Annotated in this window: 24 protein-coding genes and 2 tRNA genes; 13 read left to right on the forward strand and 13 right to left on the reverse strand. The window is 60.3% G+C overall.

Going from position 1 to position 26,271, the window contains the following annotated elements; genetic code table 11:
• Nucleotides 1-96: 96 nt before the first annotated feature.
• Genes murI through hemA form a run of 5 tightly spaced genes read right to left on the reverse strand, consistent with a single transcriptional unit; the run spans nt 97 to nt 4,847 of the window.
• Nucleotides 97-897: a glutamate racemase gene (gene murI / locus QWI20_RS25180; protein WP_369307715.1), complete on the reverse strand. Its 801-nt coding sequence runs from the start codon at nt 895-897 to the stop codon at nt 97-99.
• Nucleotides 890-1,663, reverse strand: a complete 774-nt coding sequence (locus tag QWI20_RS25185; RefSeq protein WP_369307716.1) for a molybdopterin-synthase adenylyltransferase MoeB — start codon at nt 1,661-1,663, stop codon at nt 890-892. The genes murI and QWI20_RS25185 overlap by 8 nt, the downstream gene beginning before the upstream one ends.
• Entirely contained in the window at nt 1,657-2,490 is an 834-nt protein-coding gene (prmC, locus tag QWI20_RS25190) for a peptide chain release factor N(5)-glutamine methyltransferase (protein WP_369307717.1), read from the reverse strand. The genes QWI20_RS25185 and prmC overlap by 7 nt, the downstream gene beginning before the upstream one ends.
• Entirely contained in the window at nt 2,491-3,573 is a 1,083-nt protein-coding gene (gene prfA / locus QWI20_RS25195; RefSeq protein ID WP_369307718.1) for a peptide chain release factor 1, read from the reverse strand.
• The gene (gene hemA, locus QWI20_RS25200) at nt 3,570-4,847 is read right to left on the reverse strand and encodes a glutamyl-tRNA reductase (RefSeq protein ID WP_369307719.1); all 1,278 of its coding nucleotides are present in this window, start codon (nt 4,845-4,847) and stop codon (nt 3,570-3,572) included. Before hemA ends, prfA begins: the two co-directional genes overlap by 4 nt.
• Nucleotides 4,848-5,105: 258 nt before the next feature.
• Between hemA and QWI20_RS25205 the strand changes: the two genes are divergently transcribed.
• From QWI20_RS25205 to ychF, 8 genes are all read left to right on the forward strand, one after another.
• A complete protein-coding gene (locus QWI20_RS25205; RefSeq protein WP_369307720.1) occupies nt 5,106-6,833 on the forward strand; it encodes a tetratricopeptide repeat protein in 1,728 nt (575 codons plus the stop codon).
• Nucleotides 6,834-6,837: 4 nt separating this feature from the next.
• Nucleotides 6,838-7,455 carry a lipoprotein insertase outer membrane protein LolB gene (gene lolB, locus QWI20_RS25210; protein WP_369307721.1) on the forward strand — a complete coding sequence of 206 codons (618 nt, stop codon included), beginning with the start codon at nt 6,838-6,840 and terminating at the stop codon, nt 7,453-7,455.
• A gap of 2 nt (nt 7,456-7,457) precedes the next feature.
• Nucleotides 7,458-8,309 (forward strand): 4-(cytidine 5'-diphospho)-2-C-methyl-D-erythritol kinase, encoded by an 852-nt coding sequence (ispE, locus tag QWI20_RS25215; protein WP_369307722.1) that lies wholly within the window; start codon nt 7,458-7,460, stop codon nt 8,307-8,309.
• A gap of 36 nt (nt 8,310-8,345) precedes the next feature.
• Nucleotides 8,346-8,420 (forward strand) — tRNA-Gln (locus QWI20_RS25220).
• A 47-nt stretch (nt 8,421-8,467) separates the two neighbouring features.
• Nucleotides 8,468-9,409 carry a ribose-phosphate pyrophosphokinase gene (locus QWI20_RS25225; RefSeq protein ID WP_037018241.1) on the forward strand — a complete coding sequence of 314 codons (942 nt, stop codon included), beginning with the start codon at nt 8,468-8,470 and terminating at the stop codon, nt 9,407-9,409.
• A gap of 140 nt (nt 9,410-9,549) precedes the next feature.
• A complete protein-coding gene (locus QWI20_RS25230; protein WP_369307724.1) occupies nt 9,550-10,164 on the forward strand; it encodes a 50S ribosomal protein L25/general stress protein Ctc in 615 nt (204 codons plus the stop codon).
• Between the two features lie 75 nt (nt 10,165-10,239).
• Nucleotides 10,240-10,824, forward strand: a complete 585-nt coding sequence (pth, locus tag QWI20_RS25235; protein WP_369307725.1) for an aminoacyl-tRNA hydrolase — start codon at nt 10,240-10,242, stop codon at nt 10,822-10,824.
• A 21-nt stretch (nt 10,825-10,845) separates the two neighbouring features.
• A complete protein-coding gene (gene ychF, locus QWI20_RS25240; protein ID WP_065991776.1) occupies nt 10,846-11,946 on the forward strand; it encodes a redox-regulated ATPase YchF in 1,101 nt (366 codons plus the stop codon).
• 123 nt (nt 11,947-12,069) lie between these two features.
• Here the strand turns inward: ychF and QWI20_RS25245 are convergent, their stop codons facing one another.
• Entirely contained in the window at nt 12,070-12,726 is a 657-nt protein-coding gene (locus QWI20_RS25245) for a class I SAM-dependent methyltransferase (RefSeq protein ID WP_369307726.1), read from the reverse strand.
• A gap of 147 nt (nt 12,727-12,873) precedes the next feature.
• Nucleotides 12,874-14,931, reverse strand: coding sequence for a methyl-accepting chemotaxis protein (locus tag QWI20_RS25250; protein WP_369307728.1), 2,058 nt, complete (start codon nt 14,929-14,931; stop codon nt 12,874-12,876).
• A 431-nt stretch (nt 14,932-15,362) separates the two neighbouring features.
• On the opposite strand from QWI20_RS25250, the gene QWI20_RS25255 reads away from it, so the two are divergent.
• Nucleotides 15,363-15,439 (forward strand) — tRNA-Met (locus tag QWI20_RS25255).
• 147 nt (nt 15,440-15,586) lie between these two features.
• Here QWI20_RS25255 and QWI20_RS25260 read toward each other — a convergent pair.
• From QWI20_RS25260 to QWI20_RS25280, 5 genes are read right to left on the reverse strand one after another with little or no spacing between them, the layout of a single operon-like run.
• Nucleotides 15,587-17,605, reverse strand: coding sequence for an LTA synthase family protein (locus QWI20_RS25260; protein ID WP_369307729.1), 2,019 nt, complete (start codon nt 17,603-17,605; stop codon nt 15,587-15,589).
• Complete coding sequence (locus tag QWI20_RS25265) at nt 17,605-18,204, reverse strand: hypothetical protein (RefSeq protein ID WP_369307730.1); 600 nt, start codon at nt 18,202-18,204, stop codon at nt 17,605-17,607. The genes QWI20_RS25260 and QWI20_RS25265 overlap by 1 nt, the downstream gene beginning before the upstream one ends.
• Entirely contained in the window at nt 18,204-19,472 is a 1,269-nt protein-coding gene (locus QWI20_RS25270) for an exo-alpha-sialidase (RefSeq protein ID WP_369307731.1), read from the reverse strand. The genes QWI20_RS25265 and QWI20_RS25270 overlap by 1 nt, the downstream gene beginning before the upstream one ends.
• Before the next feature lie 22 nt (nt 19,473-19,494).
• Nucleotides 19,495-20,040 carry a cytochrome b/b6 domain-containing protein gene (locus QWI20_RS25275; protein ID WP_369307733.1) on the reverse strand — a complete coding sequence of 182 codons (546 nt, stop codon included), beginning with the start codon at nt 20,038-20,040 and terminating at the stop codon, nt 19,495-19,497.
• Entirely contained in the window at nt 20,040-20,306 is a 267-nt protein-coding gene (locus tag QWI20_RS25280) for a PepSY domain-containing protein (protein WP_092253609.1), read from the reverse strand. The genes QWI20_RS25275 and QWI20_RS25280 overlap by 1 nt, the downstream gene beginning before the upstream one ends.
• 148 nt (nt 20,307-20,454) lie before the next feature.
• Here QWI20_RS25280 and QWI20_RS25285 point away from each other — a divergent pair, with 148 nt between their 5' ends.
• The 4 genes from QWI20_RS25285 (at nt 20,455) to QWI20_RS25300 (ending at nt 25,473) form a co-directional block, all read left to right on the forward strand.
• Nucleotides 20,455-21,117 carry a response regulator gene (locus QWI20_RS25285; RefSeq protein WP_369307734.1) on the forward strand — a complete coding sequence of 221 codons (663 nt, stop codon included), beginning with the start codon at nt 20,455-20,457 and terminating at the stop codon, nt 21,115-21,117.
• Complete coding sequence (locus tag QWI20_RS25290) at nt 21,114-22,511, forward strand: ATP-binding protein (RefSeq protein ID WP_369307735.1); 1,398 nt, start codon at nt 21,114-21,116, stop codon at nt 22,509-22,511. Before QWI20_RS25285 ends, QWI20_RS25290 begins: the two co-directional genes overlap by 4 nt.
• Before the next feature lie 535 nt (nt 22,512-23,046).
• The gene (locus QWI20_RS25295; RefSeq protein ID WP_369307736.1) at nt 23,047-23,751 is read left to right on the forward strand and encodes a hypothetical protein; all 705 of its coding nucleotides are present in this window, start codon (nt 23,047-23,049) and stop codon (nt 23,749-23,751) included.
• 141 nt (nt 23,752-23,892) lie between these two features.
• On the forward strand, nt 23,893-25,473 hold the full coding sequence (locus QWI20_RS25300; RefSeq protein WP_369307737.1) for an aldehyde dehydrogenase (NADP(+)): 1,581 nt from the start codon (nt 23,893-23,895) through the stop codon (nt 25,471-25,473).
• Between the two features lie 98 nt (nt 25,474-25,571).
• Here the strand turns inward: QWI20_RS25300 and QWI20_RS25305 are convergent, their stop codons facing one another.
• Nucleotides 25,572-26,180 (reverse strand): flavin reductase family protein, encoded by a 609-nt coding sequence (locus tag QWI20_RS25305; RefSeq protein ID WP_369307738.1) that lies wholly within the window; start codon nt 26,178-26,180, stop codon nt 25,572-25,574.
• Nucleotides 26,181-26,271 lie beyond the last annotated feature (91 nt).

A 26,271-nucleotide genomic window follows, 5' to 3' on the forward strand; every position in this document is an offset into this window, starting at 1 on the left:
CGAAAGCAGTTAAAAATTTTTTATATCGACAGAAGTGCTGTAGAAGCCGGCGGCTGAACTTTAGTTCACCCACAGCCGAAGCGATTCACGTTTTTTTCACGAAACGAAGCTTCGCACATTGTCGGAGTTGTTACAAAGCACACGTAGGACGTTTCTGAAATCTTCTGGATCACCGGTCGTCCAGAACTGAGCAGTCCGAGGATGACCGCTCGCCAGCAGCTCGCGCTCGCCCAGTAACCGCTGCAACTGCCGGGCTACAGCGGCACCGGTGTCAATCAGCGCGATGGACGCAGGGATCATTTCCCGCAGCAATGGCTTGAGGAACGGGTAATGGGTGCAGCCCAGAATGATGGTGTCGCAACCTGCAGCGAGCAGCGGCGCCACGTAATCCTGAAGCAACTGGCGAATCGCCGGGCTGACCAGATCGCCCGTTTCGATTAACTCCACCAGTCCCGGGCAGGGCTGCGTAATGACTTGCACGTCTGCCGCGAAGCGATCGAGCAACGCGGCGAACTTGGCGCTTTGCAAAGTGCCCGTGGTCGCCAGCACGCCGACGACGCCGGTCCGGGTCGCCGCGGCCGCAGGTTTGACCGCCGGCTCCATGCCCACAAGTGGCCAGTCAGGATAGCGGACGCGCAAGTCGGCGATGCCGGCCACCGTTGCCGTGTTGCAGGCGATCACCAGCGCCTTGGCGCGCTGGCTGTGGAAAAACTCGGCAATGGTTGCGCAACGTTCGCGGATGAATTCGGGGGTTTTCTCGCCGTAGGGAATGTGGCCGCAGTCGGCCACGTAGAGCAGCGATTCCCGTGGCAGCAACTGCTGTATTTCCGCCAGCACCGACAATCCGCCGACGCCGGAATCAAACACCGCCACCGGCGCATCGCTGTCTCTATTCATGCTCGGCGACAGCTCGGACCCCGGGACCGCACACACTGCAGCCAGGGTCGCGTTTGACTTTCAGTTCGCGGAATCGCGTGCTCAAGACATCAATCAGCAGCAGTCGCCCCACCATCGGCTCGCCAAATCCGGCCAGCAGCTTCAGGGCTTCGATGGCCTGCAAACTGCCGACCAATCCTACCAACGGGCCGATCACGCCGGCCTCGCTGCATGTCAGTTCGGTCTCGCTGCCGTGCCCGTAAAGGCAGTGGTAACACGGACTCTCCGGACGGCGCGGATCGAACACCGACAGTTGCGCTTCGAGGCGAATCGCAGCGCCGCTAACCAATGGTTTGCAGGCGGCGACGCAGGCGGCATTGACCGCTTCACGCGTTGAGAAATTGTCCGAGCAGTCGAGCACGAGGTCTACACCGGCAACGGCTGCGGCCAGGGAGTCGACATCAAGGGCGGCGCGGTGGGGTACCAGCGTGATCAGCGGATTGATCGCGGTCAGTCGCGTGATGGCTGAATCAACCTTACTCAGCCCCACGCTCTGGGTGTCGTGAATGATCTGGCGTTGCAGGTTGGTGAGATCGACGCTGTCGAAATCCGCCAGATGCAGTTCGCCGACGCCGGCCGCCGCCAGGTACAACGCCACCGGCGAACCCAGCCCGCCGAGGCCGACGATCAACACGCGGCTCTGCTTGAGGCGCAACTGACCGTCGATGTCGATCTGTTGAAGAAGGATCTGCCGGCTATAGCGCAGCAGTTCTTCGTCCGTCAGCACGGCACTCGCCCGAAGGTAATGCGCTCGTGGTCGCCCAGGTCGCGGCGGGTCTTGATCTCTTCGAATCCGTGCTCAAGCAACAGCTCGCGAACCGCTGCGCCTTGATCGTAGCCATGCTCCAGCAACAGCCAGCCGCCAGCTTCAAGGTGCGCGGGCGCTTGCGACACAATCAAACGCAGATCGTCCAGGCCATCGGCGCCGGAGACCAACGCACTGCTTGGCTCGAAGCGCACATCACCTTCGACCAGGTGCGGGTCGTTGGAAGCAATGTAAGGCGGGTTGCTCAGGATCAGGTCGAAACGCTGCCCCTCGACAGCACTGAACCAGTGGCTGTGCAAGACCTTCGCGTTATCCAGATGCAGGCGCTGGCGATTGCGTTCGGCAAGCTCGACCGCCTCTTCAACGCGATCCACCGCCGTGACGCTCCACTGCGGACGATCCTTGGCCAGCGACAGCGCGATGGCGCCGGTGCCGGTGCCGAGATCGAGCAGCGTGTGAGGAATCGCTCCGGGCAAAAGCTCCAGCGCGGTTTCCACCAGCATCTCGGTTTCGGGCCGCGGGATCAGCGTATGGGGGGCGACTTCCAGATCGATGCTCCAGAACCCTTGCAGGCCCAGGATGTACGCGACCGGTTCGCCGGTTCGACGACGCTTGAGGTAGCCGTCGAAAGCGTGCGCCGCTTCGGTGCTGACAATACGCTCGGGCCAGGTGTGCAGAAAACTGCGCGGCTTGCCCAGGGCAGCGGCCAGCAACAATTCTGCATCCAGACGCGCTGTCGGAGAATCCGGCAACTCGGCGCTTCTTAACAAGCTGGCGATGATGGTCATTTAATCACCCAGTGCCGCAAGTTGATCTGCCTGATACTCGGCAAGTAACGGTTCTATCACTGCATCGACCCCGCCGGCCAGAACTTCATCAAGGGAATAGAGCGTCAGGTTCACGCGGTGATCCGTGACTCGCCCCTGTGGGAAATTGTACGTACGAATGCGTTCCGAGCGATCCCCGGAACCTACCAGCAATTTACGCTCGCTGGCGATGGCGTTGGCGGCCGCAGCGGTCTGCTGATCATTGAGCTTGGCCGACAGCCAGGACATCGCCCGCGCACGGTTCTTGTGCTGCGAACGTTCTTCCTGGCATTCCACCACAATGCCGGACGGCAAGTGCGTAATGCGGATGGCCGAGTCGGTCTTGTTGACGTGCTGACCACCGGCGCCGGATGAGCGATAGGTGTCAACGCGCAAGTCGGACGGGTTGATCTCGATGGTCTGCTGTTCGTCAGGCTCCGGCAACACCGCCACGGTACACGCAGACGTATGAATGCGGCCCTGGGATTCGGTTTCCGGCACGCGCTGAACGCGATGCACACCCGACTCGAATTTCAGCTTGCCGTAGACGTGCTCGCCTTCGACCCGCGCAATGACTTCCTTGTAGCCGCCATGCTCGCCCACGTTCTCCGACAGGATCTCGACACGCCACCCACGCCGCTCGGCATAACGGGAATACATGCGGAAAAGGTCGCCGGCAAAGATCGCGGCCTCGTCACCACCCGTGCCGGCGCGGATTTCCAGAAACACGTTACGGCCATCGTTCGGGTCTTTGGGCAGCAGCATTTTTTGCAGGTCAGCTTCAAGCACCAGTAACTGATCCTTGGCTTCGCGCACTTCCTCGACTGCCATTTCGCGCATGTCGGGATCGCTGTCCTTGAGCAGCGCCTGCGCGCCTTCGAGGTCGCTCTGCACTTTCTGCAGCTGCCGGTACACCTGAATCACTGGCTCGACTTCGGAGTACTCACGGGAATACGCGCGAAACTTGGTCTGGTCGGAGATGACTTCGCCATCGCCGAGCAGCGCGGTCAATTCCTCGAAACGGTCGCTGAGCACGTCCAGCTTATTAAGCAGTGAAGCTTTCATTGCGGGGATTTATCCGTAGAGCCCTCGTTGAGGGCAAAGAGTTCCTGGGCCATGGCCAGCGCATCGACGCGGCCTTCAGCGGAGAGCTTTTTGAGCTGCACGCTGGGGGCGTGCATCATTTTGTTCGTCAGGCCACGTGCCAGCGCCATCAATACATCTTCGGCGTTGCTGCCATTGGCCAGCATGCGCTGGGCTTTCTGCAATTCTTCGTCACGCAGGCGTTCGCTCTGCTGACGATACGCCTTGAGCACGTCGACCGCCGCCAGTTCGCGCAGCCGCGACATGAAGTCGTCGACGCCCACGCTGACCAGTTCTTCGGCCGCCTGCGCCGCGCCCTGGCGGCTTTTGAGGTTTTCAGCGACGACTTCGTGCAGATCGTCGACGGTGTAGAGGTAGACGTCGTCCAGCTCGCCGACCTCGGGCTCGATGTCGCGCGGCACGGCGATGTCGACCATGAAGATCGGCTTGTGTTTGCGCAGTTTCAGCGCGCTTTCCACGGCGCCCTTGCCCAGAATCGGCAACTGACTGGCCGTGGAGCTGATGACGATGTCGCTGTTGACCAGCTCGGCCGGGATGTCGGCCAACAGCACCGCATGAGCACCGAACTGCTCGGCCAGAATATTCGCGCGCTCGAGGGTGCGGTTGGCAACAACGATACGCTTGACCCCGAGATCATGCAGGTGACGCGCGACAAGCGTGATGGTCTCCCCTGCCCCGATCAACAGCGCCTGGCTGCGCTGCAGGTCGCTGAAAATCTGCTTGGCCAGGCTGACGGCGGCAAAGGCGACGGACACCGGGTTCTCGCCGATGGCGGTGTCGGTGCGTACCTGTTTGGCAGCGCTGAAAGTGGCCTGAAAAAGACGCCCGAGCAGTGGGCCGACGGTGCCGGCCTCCCGGGCAACGGCATACGCCGATTTCATCTGACCGAGGATCTGCGGCTCGCCGAGCACCAGTGAGTCCAGGCCCGACGCCACGCGCATCATGTGTCGCACCGCCGCGTCGTCTTCATGCACATAGGCACTGGCGCGCAGCTCATCGACATTCAGGTGGTGATAATCCGCCAGCCAGCGCAACACGACGTCGGCGGTCAGCTGATCCTGCTCGATATAAAGTTCGCTGCGATTGCAGGTGGAGAGAATGGCCGCTTCCCGGCTGCGGGTCAGGCGGCAGAGCTGCTGTAGCGCCTCAACCAGCTGCTCAGGCGTAAATGCCACGCGCTCGCGGACATCAACTGATGCAGTCTTATGGTTGATACCCAGAGCAAGAAAGGCCATTCAAGGTCGCTGATGGTGACGTGAAGCCGGCAATTGTCCTACTTCGATAGAGTCAGGACAACCACCGCAATACATTCAGAACGTCCGCAGCACACTATTGTCCCTATACAGGTTGCTTATCACCGCCTCTGGCCTGCGACAAAATGTCCACGCACAGGCTGTAGATTAAGCATATCCAGATTTCGCGCGGGCTGTGGGTTTGCTCCCGGCCTTGTGTCATGATGCTTCCAAACCGCAGGTAAGCCGCCCCTCTTCTATATGAATAAATCCTCCGCGTTGTTCCTTGCCCTTGTCGCTCTGAGTGGCTGCCAGTCTACGGCCTCCGTTTCTACGGAGCCTTCTGCTCCCGCGAAAGAAGCGCCGCCCGCACCCGAGGCCAAACCTCAGGTGTACGGCTCGTTTACTCAGGAAACCGTCGTCAGCCTGCTGACCGCCGAGCTTGCCGGCCAGCGCAACCGCTTCGACATCGCGCTGGACAACTACGTGACCCAGGCGATCCAGACCCAGGATCCGGGGATTTCCGAGCGCGCCTTCCGCATCGCCGAATACCTGGGGGCCGATCAGGCCGCCCTCGACACCTCGATGATCTGGGCGAAAAACGACCCGGGCAATCTCGAGGCACAGCGCGCGGCGGCCATACAGCTGGCGAGGGCCGGGCGCTACGACGATTCCATGCGCTATATGGAGAAGGTCCTTCAGGGCCAGGGCGACACGCATTTTGATTTCCTCGCGTTGTCGGCGTCGGAAACCGACTCCACTACGCGCAAGGGGCTGATCACCAGCTTCGACCGCCTGTTGACGAAGTACCCGAAAAACGGCCAACTGATCTTCGGCAAGGCGCTGCTTCTTCAGCAGGAAGGCGACAGCGCCGCCTCCCTGAAACTGCTCGAAGACAACCCGCCGGGTGAAGGTGAAGTGGCGCCGATCCTGCTGCGCGCTCGCTTGCTGCAAAGCATGAACCGCGGCAAGGAAGCGATCCCGCTGCTGGAAAAAAGCATCAAAAAATACCCGGATGACAAGCGCCTGCGCCTAACCTATGCGCGCATGCTCGTGGAACAGAACCGTATGGAAGACGCCAAAGTGCAGTTCTCCAGCCTGGTTCAGCAGTACCCGGATGACGACGAGCTGCGTTATTCGCTTGCCCTCGTCTGCCTGGAAAACAAGGCATGGGATGAAGCGCAGGGTTATCTCGAGGACCTCGTTGCACGCGGCAGTCACGTCGACTCGGCTCACGTAAACCTCGGCCGGATCTACGAAGAGCGCGACGATCCGCAAACCGCGCTTGCCGAATACGCCCAAGTGGGCCCCGGCAATGACTTCCTGCCTGCCCAGCTGCGTCAGGCCGATATCCTGATGAGCAACGGCAACGCTGCAGAAGCGTCGAAGCGGCTGGCCCAGGCACGTGCCGATCAACCCGATTACGCCATTCAGCTGTACCTGATCGAAGCCGAGACCCTGGCCAACAACAACCAGAGTGACCGCGGCTGGCAGGTGTTGAGTCAAGCGCTCAAGCAGTACCCGGATGATCTGAACCTGCTTTACACCCGCTCGATGCTGGCCGAGAAACGCAACGATCTTAAACAGATGGAGAGCGACCTGCGGGCCATTCTCAAGCGCGAGCCGGACAATGCCATGGCGCTGAACGCTCTGGGCTATACCCTCTCGGACCGCACCACGCGCTACGCCGAGGCCAAGGAATTGATCGAACGCGCACACCAGCTCAATCCGGAAGACCCGGCAGTGCTCGACAGCCTCGGCTGGGTCAATTACCGCCTCGGCAACCTAGATGAAGCCGAGCGTCTGCTGCGTCGGGCGCTGGAGCGCTTCCCGGATCACGAAGTCGCCGCCCACCTGGGCGAAGTCCTGTGGGCCAAAGGCGAGCAGCGTGAAGCGCGCAAAGTATGGGGCAAGGCCCTTGAACAACAACCTGACAGCCCGGTTCTGCGCAACACCATCAAACGCCTGACCGGCGCCGAGACCCTTTGAATTTATGCAATTGCGCCACGTACTCGTATTCAGTCTGATCGCCCTGCTCGCCGGCTGTGCCGGCATGTCCTCCCGCGAAGCCGTGCAAGGCAAGGGCGACGCCAATCAATGGCGTGTCAACAAAGAACAACTCAGCGGCCTCGATGGCTGGCAGATCAACGGCAAGGTTGGCATCCGCGCGCCAAAGGATTCCGGCAGCGGTACGCTTTTCTGGCTGCAACGCCAGGATTACTACGACATTCGCCTGTCCGGCCCGCTGGGGCGCGGTGCTGCCCGCCTGACCGGTCGCCCTGGCGCGGTGTCGCTGGAAGTCGCCAATCAGGGCCGCTACGACGCGCCGGACCCGGAAACCCTGCTTAAAGATCAGCTTGGCTGGAAATTGCCGGTGTCGCATCTAGTCTGGTGGGTGCGCGGTCTGCCGGCGCCAGACAGCAAAGGCAACCTGACCCTTGACGGTGACAGTCGCCTGTCCAGCCTTGAACAGGATGGCTGGCAGATTGAATACCTGAGCTACACCCAGCAAAACGGTTTCTGGCTACCTGAACGCATGAAGCTGCACGGGCAGGATCTGGACGTCACGCTGGTCATCAAGGACTGGCAACCACGCAAACTGGGGCAATGAGCATGTCGCAACCACGACTGACACTGCCCGCCCCTGCCAAACTGAATCTGATGCTGCACATCACCGGACGCCGCGCCGACGGTTATCACGAACTGCAGACGCTGTTCCAGTTTCTCGATTACGGCGACGAGCTCAGCTTCGCGCTTCGTGACGACGGCGAAGTGCGACTGCAGACGGAAATTGCCGACGTCCCCCACGACAGTAATCTGATTGTCAGAGCGGCTCGCGCCCTCAAGCAACAATCGGGTTGCCCGCTTGGCGTTGATATCTGGCTGAAAAAAGTCCTGCCCATGGGTGGCGGCATCGGCGGCGGAAGTTCCGACGCGGCAACCACACTGCTGGGCCTGAATCATCTCTGGCAGCTTGGCTGGAATGAAGATCGGCTGGCGGCGCTGGGCCTGCAGCTTGGGGCTGACGTGCCGGTTTTTGTGCGCGGACATGCTGCATTTGCCGAGGGCATCGGCGAGATCCTGACCCCCGTAACCCCCGAAGAACCTTGGTATCTGGTGCTAGTGCCGCAAGTATCTGTAAGTACAGCAGAAATTTTTTCAGATCCACTGTTGACACGTGACACTCCTCCCATTAAAGTGCGCCCCGTTCCCAAGGGAAACAGTCGAAATGACTGCTTACCGGTTGTAACGAGGCGGTATCCAGAAGTTGGTAACGCTTTGAATTTGCTAGGTAAATTTACCGAAGCAAAATTAACCGGAACTGGAAGTTGTGTGTTTGGGGCCTTCCCAAGCAAAGCTGAAGCTGATAAAGTCTCGGCCCTTCTTACAGAGACCCTTACAGGGTTTGTAGCAAAAGGCGCAAACATCTCGATGTTGCACCGGAAGTTACAGGCGCTGCTCTAAAAGGAACCGAGTGCCAGGCACTCGTGCAACAGATACAGGGGCGTCGCCAAGCGGTAAGGCAGCAGGTTTTGATCCTGCCATGCGTTGGTTCGAATCCAGCCGCCCCTGCCATTTTCCTATAGTCATCCAGGCATACCCTAAGCCTCCAGGTACTGCGCGTGTCCAAGATGATGGTCTTTACGGGGAACGCCAACCCCGATCTGGCTCGGCGTGTCGTACGTCAGCTGCATATCCCTCTCGGTGACATCTCTGTTGGAAAGTTTTCCGACGGTGAGATTACCGCTGAGATCAATGAAAACGTTCGCGGTAAAGACGTCTTCATTATTCAGCCGACCTGCGCTCCGACCAACGATAACCTGATGGAACTCGTCGTGATGGCAGATGCCTTCCGTCGCTCCTCGGCCACTCGTATCACTGCTGTAATCCCTTACTTTGGTTATGCCCGCCAGGACCGCCGTCCGCGTTCCGCCCGTGTGGCCATCAGCGCTAAAGTGGTTGCGGACATGCTCACCGTCGTCGGTATCGACCGTGTGCTGACTGTCGACCTGCACGCTGACCAGATTCAAGGCTTCTTCGATATTCCGGTAGATAACATCTACGGCTCCCCGGTTCTGGTGGATGATATCGAAGACCAACGTTTCGAAAACCTGATGATTGTCTCCCCGGATATCGGCGGCGTCGTGCGTGCACGTGCTGTGGCCAAATCCCTGGGCGTCGATCTGGGCATCATCGACAAGCGCCGCGAGAAGGCCAACCACTCCGAAGTGATGCACATCATCGGTGACGTTGAAGGCCGTACCTGTATTCTCGTCGACGACATGGTCGATACCGCGGGCACTTTGTGCCATGCGGCCAAGGCGCTGAAGGAACACGGCGCTGCCAAGGTCTTCGCGTATTGCACACACCCTGTTCTGTCGGGCCGTGCGATCGAGAACATCGAAAATTCCGTGCTGGACGAACTGGTGGTGACAAACACCATTCCGTTGTCCGCTGCTGCACAGGCCTGTGACCGTATCCGTCAGCTGGATATCGCACCGGTAGTCGCTGAGGCGATGCGTCGCATCAGCAACGAAGAATCGATCAGCGCGATGTTCCGATAAGGGCCATGCCCTGCCGAACCATCCGTTGACGAAAAGCGCCCCGCCCCGACACTCAATGCCGGGGCGGGGCTTTTTTGCCCATACCGTGTCAGGCGCTGGTCGCAAACGCCGCTCGGTCATGGCTATTTTGGAGATGCAAAATGAACGAATTTACTCTGAACGCCCAAGCGCGTACTGACCTGGGGAAAGGTGCGAGCCGCCGCCTGCGTCGTCTCGCCGCCTCCGTCCCAGCCGTTGTCTACGGTGGTGGCCAGGAAGCAACTTCGATCACCATCGAAGCCAAAGAACTCGCCAAAATGTTCGAAAACGAAGCTGCCTACAGCCACGTTATCGAGCTGAACATTGCTGGCGCCAAGCAGAACGTCATCGTTAAAGCGATGCAGCGTCACCCTGCCAAGCAGTTCATCATGCACGCCGACTTCATCCGCGTCGTGGCTGGCCAGAAACTGACCGCTATCGTTCCAGTGCACTTCATCAACGAAGAAGCACCGGTCAAGAAAGGCGGCGAGATCTCGCACACCACCACTGAGCTGGAAGTGACCTGCCTGCCGAAAGACCTGCCTGAGTTCATCGAAGTTGACCTGGGCGCGCTGGAAATCGGCGACAACGTTCACCTGTCCGATGTTAAAGCACCTAAAGGTGTTGAATTCGTCGCTCTGGCGCACGGCAAGGACCTGGACATCGCTAACGTCCACGCTCCTCGCATCGTCCAGGACGAAGAAGAAGAAGGCACCGCAGAAGGCGAAGCAGAGTAATCATTACTCGCTAGCCGGTTGAACCCGTGATGATGCTCGCCATCATCACACTCGACCCAAGGAAGAGCCCCTGACGTGACCGCCATCCAACTGATCGTCGGCCTGGGAAATCCAGGCCCCGAATACGAACAGACCCGGCATAACGCAGGGGCTTTTTTCGTTGAGCGCATTGCCAGCGCACAGCGTGTCAATCTGACCGCTGACCGCAAATATTTCGGCCTGACAGCTAAGTTCAGTCATCAAGGCCAGGACGTTCGTCTGCTGATTCCCACCACCTACATGAACCGCAGCGGCCAGTCCGTCGCAGCTCTGGCGGGTTTCTTCCGGATTCCTCCGCAAGCCATTCTGGTGGCCCACGACGAACTCGACCTGCCTCCGGGCGTCGCCAAACTCAAACTGGGTGGCGGGCACGGCGGGCATAACGGGCTGCGCGACATCATTGCGCAGCTCGGCAACCAGAACGGCTTCCACCGCCTGCGGCTTGGCATCGGCCACCCGGGCGACGCAAGTCTGGTGTCCAATTTCGTCCTGGGTCGTGCGCCACGCGCCGAGCAGGAAAAACTGGACGCCAGCATCGACTTTGCCCTCGGCGTGCTGCCGGATGTACTCGCTGGCGACTTTGCCAAGGCGATGCGCGTCCTGCACAGCCAGAAGGCCTGACATCACTCGAGGGGAAACACCATGGGATTCAACTGCGGCATCGTCGGCCTGCCCAACGTCGGCAAGTCCACCCTGTTCAACGCCCTGACCAAATCAGGCATTGCGGCGGAGAACTTTCCCTTCTGCACCATCGAACCGAACACCGGCATCGTGCCCATGCCGGACCCGCGCCTGCAGGCCCTGGCGGACATCGTCAACCCGAAGCGCATCCTGCCGACCACGATGGAATTCGTCGACATCGCCGGGCTGGTAGCCGGTGCCTCCAAAGGTGAGGGCCTGGGCAACAAGTTCCTCGCCAACATCCGCGAGACTGACGCCATTGCTCACGTCGTGCGCTGCTTCGAAGACGAGAACGTGATTCACGTCTCCAACAGCGTCGACCCGAAACGCGACATCGAGATCATCGATCTGGAACTGATTTTCGCTGACCTCGACAGCTGCGAGAAACAACTGCAGAAAGTCACGCGCAACGCCAAGGGCGGCGACAAGGACGCAGTGGTCCAGAAAGGCTTGCTGGAGCAACTCATCGCTCACTTCACACTGGGCAAACCTGCGCGCAGCCTGATGAAGAGCATGAGCGCCGATGAGAAAGCCGTCATCAAGGGCTTCCATCTGCTGACCACCAAACCGGTCATGTACATCGCCAACGTCGCTGAAGACGGTTTCGAGAACAACCCGCACCTGGACGTGGTTCGCGCCATCGCCGAAGAAGAAGGCGCCATGCTGGTGCCGGTCTGCAACAAGATCGAAGCGGAAATCGCCGAACTCGACGACGGCGAAGAAAAGGACATGTTCCTGGAGGCCCTGGGCCTTGAAGAGCCTGGCCTGAACCGCGTGATCCGTGCCGGCTACGAAATGCTGCACCTGCAGACCTACTTCACTGCCGGTGTCGAAGAAGTGCGTGCATGGACCGTCCGCGTCGGCGCCACCGCGCCACAGGCTGCGGGTGTTATCCACACCGATTTCGAAAAAGGCTTCATCCGCGCCGAATGCGTCGCCTACAACGACTTCATCCAGTACAAGGGTGAGGCCGGTGCCAAGGAAGCGGGCAAATGGCGCCTGGAAGGCAAGGATTACATCGTCAAGGATGGCGACGTTCTGCACTTCCGTTTCAACGTCTAACGCGCTCGTGGACCTCCACGAACCTCGTTGAACATCAAAGCCCGCGTATCACTCAGTGATTCGCGTGCTTTGTACTTTCAGCGCTTTGTATCCATCGGAAGCGCTCGCCTGCCTCGGTGCGGCCTAGACAATCGGCTGTGCTGCGCGGAACAGCAGAACGACGCCTTCGCGCTTGAGCGTCACGTCGCGAAAATGCGTGCGCAAATGCGCTTCGAAACCGGCTTGGGTGTCGTGGCTGTTTCCGAAGATGCCTTTCTTGTTGTAGACCGCCATCAGCTTGCGGCCGAAGCCATTGTGACCCGCCTCGTCCCCCAGAATCGTTGCGCCAAACAGTACGCCGTCCGGGTTCAGGTTGTGTTTGAGGTGAGCGAAGATCGCCGCTTTGGCTTCCAGCGGGCCTGGCAGGCAATGCAGCAGGTAAAACAGCGATATCGAATCGAAGCGCTCGTTTCCGGGGATCGGCGCCATCACGTCATGCTGAAGGGTGCGCGTGTCTGGCCGGCCGATCCTGCGATTGGCGGCGGCGAGGCTGCTCGGGTTGAGGTCCATCAGGGTGACTTGGGTGTTCGGCGGCAGCTTGGCTTTCGCCAGGTAGTAACCCGTGCCGACGCCAATATCCAGATGATGGGCACGTACGTTGGCGCGGAAGAACGGCAACAGCACCTCATCTGTCGGGCAACGCCAGGCGTATCGATTGGAAATGCCCAACACCCAGGCGTCGTACAACGCTAAAGTCAGGGGCGAATAAACCGCCGCACCCGCGGCACTGCTGTCGGTCATGGAAAAATCCCTACGGCGATGGTTATCGAAATGCGATGAGAAAGCGACAAATCTTATACGTCGCCTGGCTTTCGGCTTTCAACCCACACCCCATGCGCGCCCGTCAAAACGTGCGCGCCGATCGCCCTCGTGTCTTGCTTGCGCGGCTTACCCCAACTGGAATCTCGCGGTGTTGTCGCTCAAGGCCCGGCTACCTTTGGTGAGGGTGTCTGCAGCCTGATTGACCGCACGCGCGCCGTCCAGCAGACGGCCAGCGGCCTGATCCACTTGCTGGATATTGCCGCTGACCTCGTCCGCCGTGGCGGCCTGCTCTTCAACCGCGGTGGCGATCTGCGCCAGCGTGTCAGTGACGATCTGCACGGCGCTGGCAATCTCTTCCAGCCGCTCGCCCAGCCCTGTCACCGACTGCGCATCACTCACCGCCTGGCCACACGCCGCTTCCATCAGGCTGACGGCCTGGCTGACGGTCGAGCGCAAGCTGTCCACGGTTCCGGCAATTTGCGCGGTCGATGCCTGGGTCCGCTGGGACAAACTGCGCACTTCGTCAGCGACCACGGCGAAGCCACGGCCCTGCTCGCCCGCACGCGCCGCCTCGATGGCGGCATTGAGCGCCAGCAGATTGGTCTGTTCGGCGATGCCGCGAATGGTGTCGACCACAGACTGGATCTGCTGCCCCTGCTCACTGACCTTGCCCAGCGCGTTGGCGGTATCGGTCAGTTTCTGGTTCAGTTGCTGAATGCTCGCCGTGGTGCGCTGGCTGTCGCGGCTGCTGTCTTCGGCGATGCGTCGGGTGGCCTGCGCACTGCCGGATGCGGCTTCGCAACTTCGGGCGACGCCCATGGACGTTGCGGCAAGCTCAGTAGCCGCCGCTGCAATCTGGCTGATCTGCTGTTGTTGATCTTCGACTTCGTTGAGCGTGCTGCCGGACTGCGCATTGAGGGTCAGCACCGCAGAGCCCAATTGCTGGGTTTCGTGGTTGACGCCCAGCAGACTGGTGCGCAGTTGCACCACCGCGACGTTGAGGGCGGTGCTAATGGCAGCCAATTCGTCACGCCCTTCAACGGCGACCTCGACGCACAAGTTGCCGTCACGCAGGGACTCGGCCAAGGTCGTGATGCCTTTGGCGCTGCGCTGAATCGACGCCTGGAGGCACATAAAGAGGTACAGCGCCGCGAGCGCGAGAATGCTGAATATCGCGGCCACCGGCACAAACTGCTGAGTAGCCTGTTCATGGTAATAATCGAGCCGGCTGGTGAGTGACGACAGTGACTGCTTGCGCAGGGCCGCCAGTCCGTCGCTGACGTTATCGACGCTGCGTTCGAAACCGGCCGGGTCGAGCTTGATGCTGCCGCCGAACACACCGTCGTCGAGCACTTTCAGTTCGGTATCGAGGCGCTGAAGGCTGTCTTCATACTGACGCGTCCAGACTTCCATTCCCGGATAGGCCTTGGCTTTCAAGGAGCTCACGGCCTTGACCAATTGATCGCGGGCGTCACCGATGCGACTGCGCAAGTCGCGCATCTGAAGACGGCTCTGCAAAGAGAACTGGCCGGAAGCGATCGAAGACTGGCCGATACTCGCCATGCGCCCTACCCGCTCGACAAGGTCCGGCGCCTGCTGCGTGGCGATTTGCATCAGCAAATAGGTTTCAAGCCACGGATCGAGGATCAAACCGCTGTCCATGGCAATCTGTTCACGCAGGCTCTGTAGCGCCGTGAGGGCGGAGGTAAAACGGTCGTAGCCGTCCGGCCACCAGCCAACCGCGCGCAGGGAGTCTGAATCCATCCCTTTGACCGAGGCTTGCAGCGCCTGATACCGCGTCATGATTTCACCGCTGGCGTTCTGTGCCTTGAGCTCATCGCCAAGGGACGCCAGGGATCGGCTCAGCTCAGGGTTCGCAGCATCCAGCGCACCCATGGCTGCCTTGGCGGCCGGCGTCGGATCATGAAGAATGTCGGCCGCCTTCCAGCGCGCGGCGCGATTGCGCTGGGCCGTCAGTTGCACATCCAGCGCGTCGAGGGCCATGAGCTGGCGCACGCCGGATTGTTCCTGAGAAATCACCTCCAGCTTGCTGCGGTAATCCTGGCCGATCATCCACAGGCTGCCCGCCAGCGGCAAAATAAACAGAAAGAAGAGCACCTGAAACTTGCGTGCGAACCCGAGACGTCCGAGCAGGCGGATGCCTGGCGACAAAAGACTCTGCATAGCCGACCACTCCTCACCGACAAACGCTGCGTGACAAATGATCGTCGCTGCGCTGCCTTACATTCTCACCGGCAAAATGCCATGTCTGTGTTTTGAAAACGATAACCGCCCATCTTTTGATCGAAGGACGCGTTTGGGCCTATCGAAATCTGCTGCCGCTTCCATCTATAACGGCAGCGTTGCGGCAGGCATAAGCAAGAACTGGACCGATAGCACGAAGCCATCAAACCGGGCACGAGCCCGATCACGGTGCAGGGTAAGTGCGCGAAAGTGGGGCAAAAGCACTCAGCGTCGCGTTAGAAACTGTCACCGACGTGCAGAGATGAGAAATGGTTGGAGGCCCGAGAGGCTAACCGATTGATCATGTAGATAAATTTTTTCAAAGACAGGCTTGACACATATCCGATCTGAGCGAATAATGCGCGCCACTTGGCTACATAGCTCAGTTGGTTAGAGCATAGCATTCATAATGCTGGGGTCCGGGGTTCAAGTCCCTGTGTAGCCACCAAGTACCTCAACAAAGCCCGCCTTGTGCGGGCTTTGTTGTTTCTGGCTTTCCACCTCTGGCTACCTCTACTGCTAGCGCAAGACCCAGAACGCCACTCAGTGCCAGGACGGGCCAGGGCTCTCAGTCATCCAGCGGAGAACCGAGCCGCTAGGGAATATTGCGATAGAGCATCAGCCGAGCCGTTTCATGCAGTCCCCGAGTCAGCCCACTCAGGCGACGAAACTCCTCAGGGTGTTGCGCGGCCACATCGTCGCGCGGCGTGGGTGATGCCAGATCATGTAGGGTCGGCGAACTACCGTCGTGCTGCATCTGCAGCAGGAAGTCCTTGGTGACACCGCCGATGATCGGGAACATGCCCTCACGCAATACCAGCGGCACCACACGCTCACCTTCTGGTGCCGGCTGCTGAATGTCCCGGCCCATTGCGCCATTCCTGAACGGTATGCCTGCCATGCCGGCCACCGTAGGCAGCAGGTCCACAAGACCGACGGCATCTTCGATTACCCGAGGTTGCAGACCGGGCGCATGGATCAGCAGCGGCACGTTGTTGCTCTCCAGGCCCAGTTGCTCGAAAGCCGGGGCCATGTGGGGGATCTGGCTGATGCGCGTGTTGTGGTCTCCGAAGAACACAAAAATGCTGTTGTCGTAATAACCCCCCGCCTTGGCGATTTCCATCAGGCGCCCGATGTTGTGATCGAGCAGGCGCACGGCATTGTATTGCTCGACGCTGCGCGAGCCTGCAGCCTGGACTTGCTCCAGCGTCACATCCCGTACCTGGAAGCCGTCGTTTTGCTTGGGAATGGTGAAGGGCCGATGGTTGCCCGAGGTTTGCAGGTAGGCAAAAAACGGCTGATCCTGGGAAACACCACGCAGCAGTTGGTCACCTTCCTTGAATAGGTCGAGATCGGAGATACCCCAAACGTCCACCCGGGGCGAGCGCCAGTGGCTTTCATCATAAAGCTGCACGCCGTCGATGCTCTGGCGGATCAGCGCGTTGATATTCGCCCAGCCTGCGTTGCCGCCGATCAAGTAGAACTTCTGGTACCCCTCGAACGCATTGATCAAGGTGTGCTGCCGCGTGATCAGCGGGTTGCGCGTAGCCGTATCCTGGCGGGTCACGTCCGGCACGCCAGTGATGCTGGCCCATACGGTTTTGGCGGTGCCGGTGACGGGCACGTAGAAGTGTTTGAAGAACCAGCTTTGTGCGGCCAGTTTGTCCAGGTTCGGCGTAGGGTTGAGCGGGTTGCCGTAGGCCCCGACGGCGCTGGTGCCGAGGGATTCGAGCATCACGAAGATCACATTCGGCGGACGCTTGCCGGCCAGGTGATAAGGCTGCCCGCCTTGTTTACGGACGAAATCCAGTGCCTGGGCGTCGGGTTGCTCAACCCCAAGGTAGGCGGCGACTTGCGGGTAGTGCTCGCGCACGCTGGCCTCGTCGAATTGCGATTGGCCAACCTTGATCGTGTCATACAGATACAGCACCGGGTTCAGGCCCACGGCGGCCACTTGGCTGTTACCGGAAAAGAACGCATCACTCCAGCGCAGGGGCACAGGGTTTTCCAGATTGAGGTGGGCGACGCGGCCGAGCAAAGCCAACAGCACGACGACAACGCCCAGCACCGAGGCCGATGCCAGTGCCCACTTGCTGATGGGCGCGGGGGAGCGATGCAGGGTGACTCGCTCCAGGCAGATCAACGCCCACACCCAAAGCGCCACGACCACCAGCCAGCCTGCGGTTATCCACAGCACCGGGTAGGTTTCCCACACCATCTGTTGTGAAATCTGCGCGTCTTGCAAGTAGCGCAGCACCGTCGCATTGATACGCACACCGAGGTAGGCGTAGTGGCCGAAGTCGATGACATAGACCAGGCCGACCACCGCCAGCGCGATGACCAGATAACCTCGCGCCAGCCAGCGCAGGGCCGGCACGGTGGCGAGGTTCCAGCGTGGCAGCCATGCGAGAAAGGCCAGCGGCAGCAATAGCAACACGGCCAGGCGCAGGTCGAAACGCAAGCCGACTCCCAAGGTTCCCGGCAGCGTCGGAGTGTTTAACGGCAAGCCGGAAAAGCCCAGCACAAACACCAGCCGCAACGCCGCCAGCAACGCAAATACCAATCCGATAGCGCCCATGCCGTAGCGCAGGCGGCGTGATTGCAACGCACCCATCATTGACCTCTGTGCCAGTTCATAAGAAGGGGCCAGGCGCTGCTGATCAACAGCCCCGCACCGGCGATCAGGCAATAACCGGTCAATAGCGGGTCGACCAGATAATCCCAATAGTTTTCCGAGGCCTTGAGCCGCAGGGCGAACGCCAATGTGCCTATCGTCAGCATCCACACCGCCAGCGCATTACGCAGCCACAACAGCAGCAGCGCGGTTGCGGCCAACAGCGCAATCATCGGCCGAGGATTGAAGCCCCAGCGGTAGGGGTCGAAGTAGGTCAGGCCCAGCGTGGCCGGGTATAGCACCAGGCTGAGCAGGCCAAACAGCAGCAACATCTGCACTTGGTGCTGACGGCTGATGGGCGAAACCAGCCCCAACCGGCACATCCCCGCCCACGCCATTAGCACCAAGGTGCTGATGGCCAGGTCATCGGTAAAACTGCGCACATACGCCGCCAACGGCAACTCATTGACCGGAATAAAGCTCACGGCCACCAGCGCAGGCAGCAGCCACGGTCGTATGGGCGCGGTAAACCGCAGCGCGCATAGGGCCACAAACCCCAGCAGCACGAAACTCAAATGGGCCTGCCACAGGGAAAACATCAGAGACGCTCCGCCAGCCAGGCTTCGTTGAAGCTGACATGTTTGATAAAGGTGTTATTCCACGAGTACACCAAGTGGTACATACCGTCCGGGCTACGGCTGAAGTACGGGTATTCGTATTCGAAGTCGCAGCCCGCAGGTTTGCACACCCGGTAATCCAGGCTGCTGAGAAAGCGCTCTGCCAATGGCAAGCGTTTTGCGCCGCTGGAGGCACGGAAACCTTCACCGATGATCTCTTTGTAGGCTTCGGGGGCGAACGGTTGGCCAAGCGGGTCCGGCGACTCGTCCAGTTGCACTACCGTGTGCCATTTGTTGAGCTGTGCGTCGGTGCCGTACAGGCTGAGTTTGAAGCGCCCGTCCTGCAAGTCGTTAAGGGCCACCAGCAAACCATCGTCCACCGTGCCCACCGCCGCCAGTGACGAGTTGGGGTTGGCCGGCTCCAGCGGGTACGGCTCGCTCCAGGTTTGCCCGGCGTCTTCGGTGCGGCTGGCCAGCACGCGGTGATGGGTGTCGCCGGCATAACGCAGCATGGCCACGGCGCGCTCACCATCCAGCGGCACGATAGTCGGTTGCAGTGAGTTCTTTCCCCGACTGATGCGGAATTTGTCGATCACTGCGCCGTCGGCGCTCAGGTACAGATATTCGGCAAACTTGCCCATAAATTCGTGGTACACGGGCAGACCAATTGAGCCATCGGAATGAAATACCGGCGCTGCGCGCACTAAGGTACTGATATTGAAAAACGGCGACGTCACCAGTTGTCTCGGTGCCGACCAACTGGCGCCAAGGTCGTCCGAAACCATCAGATTGATCGCACTGGCGGCCCAGCCGCCCACCGACACCGACACATAAAACATCCACAGACGTTGATCCGGCCCCATGGCAATCACCGGGTTGCCCAGTTTGCGAATGTAGCGCCGGGTGCCGTCGCGGGTGCTTTCGCGCGTGGCCAGCACCTGCTCGCCGCCCCACTCACCGCTTCGCGCATCAAAGCGTGCGGTGCGCACCTGCACATCAGCCGCGCCTTCACGGGAGCCGGCGAACCACACCGCCATCAAATCGCCGTTGGGCAAAGCGGTGACGGACGAAGAATGCACAAAGTCGGTGAGTTGTGTGGACACGAACCGGCTGCTGTACTGCGCCGGCGTCGCCATTTTGGCGGTGTTCGGGATGGCTTGGGCAAACGGCGCCAGCACATGGGACGGGTGGCTTTGCCATGCAGCAAAAAACACTGCCAGCAGGCTGCAAATCAATAGGGCGGAGCGCATAGGGAACCTGGCAGATTGAGGGTTACTGCACACGCTTGGCCGGCAGGCGCTTCCTGCGACCGGTGAGCATGGATAACGGCAGGTTGTCCCGCACCTGGATACTTTCAAGCACCGCCGCCAGCACATGCACGCAGACCAGGCCCAGTAGCACATTGGCAGCGGTTTCGTGAATTTGCAGCGGCCAGTCGGAGCCCCATAGCGCGTCGACTTCCTGCATAAGGAAGCCGCTGACACCGATGCACAACAGCGCCAGCAACATCAACAGCATCACCAGCGCGCCAATCGGCGAATGGCCCAGGCGATGCTGCGGCCGGCCATTCAGCAGAGAGCGCAGGTGACCCTTGAGCCGTTGTGGTGTGGGCCAAAAATCCACCCAGCGCGCACTGCGCGGCCCCACGAAACCCCATGCTGCACGCACCAGCAGCCAGCCCATGGCGTAGTAGCCCAGCCAGACATGCCAGTCCTCGCCCGCTTCGTTAAAGAAGTAATTGGCGATGAAGACCCCGGCGATAGACAGATGGAACAGCCTTACCAGAGGGTCCCACAGGCGCAGGGATTCCCTGGGCATCAGCCCTTGATCTCAGTCTTCACGGCTTTGCCGGTGACCGGGTCGTGGTAGATCTCGACTTTGCGCTTATCCTTGTCAAAGCCGTAGATCTCGTAGCAGTTGCCGTCGGTAACCTTAAACTTGCTGATCTCGTAGCCTTCGGTTTTGAGCTTATCCTGGAAGGCTTTTTCGTCTTGCCATTGCGAACGCTCGGCAGTGGTGCATTGCGGGCCGGCGACGGCCAGGGGGCTAGCAATGATCAAGGACAGCAGCAGAATTTTGCGCATGGAAAATTTCTCGGCAGATACGGGAAACTGCACAGTGCAAAACCAACCTTAAAGCAACCTTAGTTGGCAACGAGCCGTAACATCTTTGCTGAAATAGCGCCGCCCAGAACCCGGCATGATGCCGCCGATCCCTACAGAGATTTTTGCTATGCGCTTACTCCTCGTCGAAGATGATCGAGCTCTCGGCCAGGGGATTCGCGTGGCGTTGGGCACCGAGGGCTACGTCCTGGACTGGCTGCAGGACGGCGTCGCGGCCCTGCACGCCTTGCGCACCGAGAGCTTCGACTTGTTGCTGCTCGACCTCGGCCTGCCACGCCTGGACGGCCTCAACCTGTTGCAGCAACTGCGCGCCGAACAGCACGACTTGCCGGTGCTTATCCTCACCGCCCGCGACGGCACCGCCGAGCGAATCGCCGGGCTAGATGCCGGCGGCGACGACTACCTGGTAAAACCCTTCGATGTCGAAGAACTCAAGGCTCGCGTGCGTGCTCTGTTGCGCCGTAGCCAGGGCCGCGCGCAACCCATGCTCGAACACGCTGGCATTAGCCTCGATCCGGCCAATCAGCAAGTACGCTTCCTCGGTGAAGACATCATCGTTACCCCCATGGAATACCAACTGCTGCATCAACTGATAGTGCGCCCCGGCAAAGTGGTGACCCGCGAACGCCTGTCACGCGCCCTGTACGGCTGGCAGGACCGCGTCGAAAGCAACACATTGGAAGTGTTGATTCACAACCTGCGCAAAAAGTTATCCACCGAGCTGATCCGCACGGTGCGCGGCGTTGGGTATTTACTGGTGCTTAAACCATGACTTCCGTACGCGCACGCATTCTTATCCCGGTCCTGATGCTGATCCTGCTCGGCGACGCGTTGATCAGTTGGCTGGTGCTCGGTGACAGCCACCACGAAATCGAGGAAGTCTACGACGCCCAACTCGCTCAAAGCGCACGCCTGCTACAAGGCGTGCTGCGCCAGCGCCACCCTGGCGAAGCGGATTGGGACCGTTTATACCAGGCGTTTGACCAAGCCATGAGCCGCGTAGGCAAGGAGGGCGTGGCCCATCCTTACGAAACCCGCTTGACCTTCCAGGTGTGGCGCAATGACGGTCAGTTGCTGGTACGTTCCGCCGAAGCGCCGGTGTTGGCCGCGCCGCCGGCTAGTCTCGGCTTCCACGACATCATGGACAACGGCAACGACTGGTGCGCCTTCCTCCTTGCAGACCCGCAACAGGGCCTGCTCATCTGGGTGGGCGAACGCGACGACATCCGCCAGGATCTGATCCAGCGCATCATGCGCCACACCCTCTGGCCCACCCTGATCGGCGTGCCCCTGCTCACCGTGTTGATCTGGCTGGTCATCGGCTGGGGCCTCAAACCCCTACGCGCCATGGCCCGCAAGATTCGCGGGCGAACCGCCGAGACCTTGCAACCACTTAACCTCAAGCCGCTGCCCACCGACCTTGAACCGATGCAAACTGCCCTCAACCGCCTGTTGGTCCAGGTGGATGATGTATTGGAGCGCGAACGCCGCTTCATCGCTGACGCCGCCCACGAACTGCGTACACCCCTGGCCGTCCTGCGCATCCACGCGCAAAACGCCCAAAGCGCCGCAACAGCCGAACAACGGCGCGATGCGTTGGGCTTTCTGGTCAACGGCGTCGACCGCGCCACACGCATCGGTAGCCAGCTACTGACCATGGCCCGAATCGAACCGCAACTGAACAACCCCAAACGCAGCAGCGTGCAACTCACCGAATTGGTACGCGAAGAGTTGGCTGAATTGACGCCCTTGGCCATGGAAAAAGGTGTGGAACTGGTGCTGGAAGGGGACGAAGAGTGTTGGGTAGAAACCGAGCCGGTGGGGTTGGCTATTGCACTGCAGAACCTGGTGACCAATGCCCTCAACTTTTCTTCCTCAGGGAGCGAGGTCACTGTAGTGGTGCGTAAGGACGAGAGGGGCATGGCCTGCTTGAGGGTTGAAGACGCCGGACCGGGAATAGAGGAAGCGGAACTGGCGAGGGTGTTTGAGCGATTTTACAGCAGAGGCAATGCCAATGGCGCGGGCTTGGGGTTAGCTATAGTGCAGATGATAACGTTTAAAATTGGCTGCACCTTAGAGATCTATAATCTGCCAAGCGGCGGCGTACGTGCAGAACTCTGCCTGAACCAACAGCATGCGATAACTTTCTCGCAAACCGAACTGTAGTAATCATCGCATCCAGACACGACGTTACTGTTCCCTCGGTTCAAACTGGCGCCAACCCACCGTTGAATGGGTGAGGCACAAATCCAGTTGTGCCACCCGAACCTCAGCAAAGCCCGTCTTGTGCGGGCTTTGTTGTTTCTGGCGTTCCGTGGCTAAAGTGGGATCCCAATACGCCGATAGCCCTGTACTGTATCTCGCAGTGCACGGAGGCTATATGAAGAAGATCGCTATCGCTGGACTGGTCGCTCTGCTTTCCATCGTTTCACTTTCTGCGTCGGCGTGCCCGAAAGGTACTCATCCGACAGGCGGGACGGGCTCTCACCACAAAGGCGGGACCTGCGTATAAGACCAGCCCGGCAATTGCCGGGCTTCTAGATGCTGTGGTCTAGTCTGTGACGTCCAACGCCAATCTTCCTGTGGTCCGGACGCAAGCGGCAATCCGTGACAACTGCGCCTTCGTCCAATAGATTACGCCCCTCGAAACGCCCCGAGCTTTTCGCGCCTCAACCCCAGTTAACGAAGCAGTGGATGTTCAATGTCTGATTCCCATACCGATCCGGCGGCAAACGCCGTGTCGTCGAAGCAAGCCTACGAAGAAGCCATCAACCTTTCACAGCATGTGCCTCAGGCCAAAACCATCAGCGAGATGGTGCTCGACGCTTTCCAGAGCGCCAAGGAAAGCGACCAGATTCGTGATCTGCGCCTGGCCATACGCGCCGCCCATGACCGATTCGATGACGACCAGGCCTACGCGCTGATGGGTCAGCTTAAACAGCTCAAGGACGCCGAAGCCGCCGACATGGCCGCGCTCGAAGACCTGAGCGCGAAATTTCCGATCAGCCGGATTCTCTCAAGCTACAAAGACGATCCGAGTTTTCAGGAGCTCGTCTACAGCCTGGCGTTGAAGGTGCTGAACCAGACGCATCAAGCGGTCAGCAACCCGAGTGGCGGCAAGGGCAAAGCGGCACGGCCGAAGAAGGAAGCCGAGGTTTTCGTCATCAGCAAGGACGGCGTCAGCGTCACCCTGCCCCTGCGCACGCCACGCTCGAAAGCCAACGCTGACCGCCAAGCCTATGAGTTCCTGGGGTTCACGTTCGTGGGTGAAGGCGATGAGGCCGAACTGCAGAGCGAAGTGTTCGTGGACAAGGACGGTAACCAGCAGCCCGCCACGCGCAAGAACATCGTCAGCGCGATCCAGCAGCAAACTGCGTTCGAAGGATTCAGCGCCGTTCAGCAATAAGCTGCAGCAATACGCTCGGCCCTAAGCCGGGCGGCAAGCTCAACACCAGGACCGGTGGCGATCGTAGCGCCATGATGTAACCTCAGAGGCTGGCCACAGCGGTACCCACTGACGGTCTCCGCCCTCGAGAGGTGTTGAGCAATGCAGATTCTTGGTGAAACGATCATCGGACAACGTGCTGTGCGTGGCCAGGCCGGAGAGGTTTTTGCCCTTGCCGCCGCCACGGGTGAACCCCTGACACCTTCGTTTGGCGCCAGCACGCTGGAAGACGTCAACGCCGCGTGCGAACTGGCCGAAGCGTCATTCGACCGCTACCGGCAACTGAGTGACGCTCAACGCGCCACCTTTCTTGAGGCTATCGCCCAAGGCCTTCTCGATCTGGGCGATGTGCTCACCGAGCGCGTTCACGTCGAAAGTGGCCTGCCCAAGCCGCGCCTTGAAGGCGAGCGGATGCGCACGGTCAATCAGCTCAAACTGTTTGCCAGCCTGCTGCGCGATGGGCGTTGGCACGGTGCCGTAGTCGACACCGCGCTGCCGCAGCGCCAGCCCCTGCCGCGCGCCGACTTACGTCTGCGGCGCATCGGTCTTGGTCCGGTGGCAGTATTCGGCGCGAGCAACTTTCCCCTCGCCTTCTCGGTTGCGGGCGGCGATACCGCCTCAGCGTTGGCGGCCGGTTGCCCGGTCATCGTCAAGGCGCACCCGGCTCACTTGGGGACCAGCGAAATGGTGGGGCGCGTGATCCAGAAAGCCGCACGCGATACCGGCATGCCAGAAGGCGTGTTCTCGTTACTGATCGACAAAGACATTGCTGTCGGCCAGGCGCTGGTCAGCCACCCGTTGATTCAAGCCGTGGGCTTCACTGGTTCGCGTCGCGGTGGTTTGGCGCTGGTGGCGGCGGCTCAGGCACGTCCGGTGCCGATCCCGGTGTACGCCGAGATGAGCAGCATCAACCCGGTGTTCCTGCTGCCGGCCGCTTTGCTGGCCCGCGCCGAAACCATCGCCAAAGGTTTTGTCGAGTCGCTGGTCATGGGCGCGGGGCAGTTCTGCACCAACCCCGGCATTCTGCTGGCACTTGAAAGCGACGCGCTGGAAACGTTCGTGTCGGCTTCGGCCAAGACGCTGTCCGAGAAACTACCAACCACCATGCTCACGCCGAACATCCACGGCGCTTACTGCAACGGTCTGAATAAGCTGCACAGCGCATCCGGCGTGACGCTGGTGGCGGAAGGTCAGGAGGCCGAAGGTTCATTCCAGGCCCGCCCCGCCTTCTTCCGTACCGACTCGGCCACCTTCCTCGCCAACCCTGCGCTGGAAGACGAGAACTTCGGGCCAAGCGCGTTGTTGATCGTCTGCACCGACGTCGCCGATCTGCAGAAGGTCGCTGCCAGCTTCGACGGGCAACTGACTGTAACGCTGCAGTTTGACGACGGCGACGAGGCAACTGCTCAGGCACTGCTGCCGATCCTGGAGCGTAAGGCGGGACGGATTCTGTTCAATGACTTCCCGACCGGCGTCGAAGTAAGTTATTCGATGGTCCACGGCGGGCCGTTCCCGGCCACTTCCGACAGTCGCAGCACCTCGGTGGGGGCGACCGCCATTGATCGCTTCCTGCGGCCCGTCTGTTATCAGAACGTGCCGGACTCGCTACTGCCCCCTGCGTTGAAAGCCAGCAATCCTCTGAAGACCTGGCGTCTGGTGAACGGCGAACTGTCCAAGGACTGAGCTGCACCAGGGCTCGCCACCCGCGAGCTCTCGGCTGCAAAACTGCTTGCCGCGCCTCTTCCAGTAAGGGGCGCGGCCCTACCAAAATCGGGTGCGAGTCAGTCAGCGCGTCGCTGCAGCACCTTGCCATCCACGCCATCGCCGATGACCAGAAAATGCCCGCCCGCCACATGGTGAAGGGTGCGCAGCGCATCATGCCCCTCGAAATGCCAGTGCCCTTCAGAGAACACGCGCTCATCCGCCCACGCTGCGACCACTTCGCCAATGAACAGATCGTGCGCGCTCTGATTGTGGGGCTCGGGAATCAATCGGCATTCCAGCCAGCCCGCGCAGCCTTCCAGCAACGGCGCTTCAACGTGGGAGCCTGCGAAGGTCTCCAGACCATAAGCCTTGAATTTATCCAGGCCCTGCTCCTGGGAGATGTCCAGCCCGGAGGTCGAGCCGACGGTTTCGACGATATCGATCTGGCTGAGGGTCGGCACGTTGATCACGAACATGCCGGAGCCTTCGAGCAACTGTCGCGTCCATACGGATTTATCCAGGACGACCGTAACTTTCGGCGGCTGGAAGTCCAGCGGCATCGCCCACGCCGCCGCCATGATGTTGCGTTGACCCTCGTGAGCAGCGCTGATCAAGACGGTCGGGCCGTGGTTGAGCAGGCGATAGCATTTGGCGAGGGGTACCGGACGCCGGTGAGAAGCAGTCATGGAAATCATCCTGGCAAAGAGAAAAGTGGTCGAAAACTACAGGGTTTATCGCGGCCGGGGAACGCCACCCTCCACAGCGGACGCAAACTGT

Source organism: Pseudomonas sp. W2-17 (assembly GCF_041060445.1).
In the GTDB taxonomy this organism is placed as follows: domain Bacteria; phylum Pseudomonadota; class Gammaproteobacteria; order Pseudomonadales; family Pseudomonadaceae; genus Aquipseudomonas.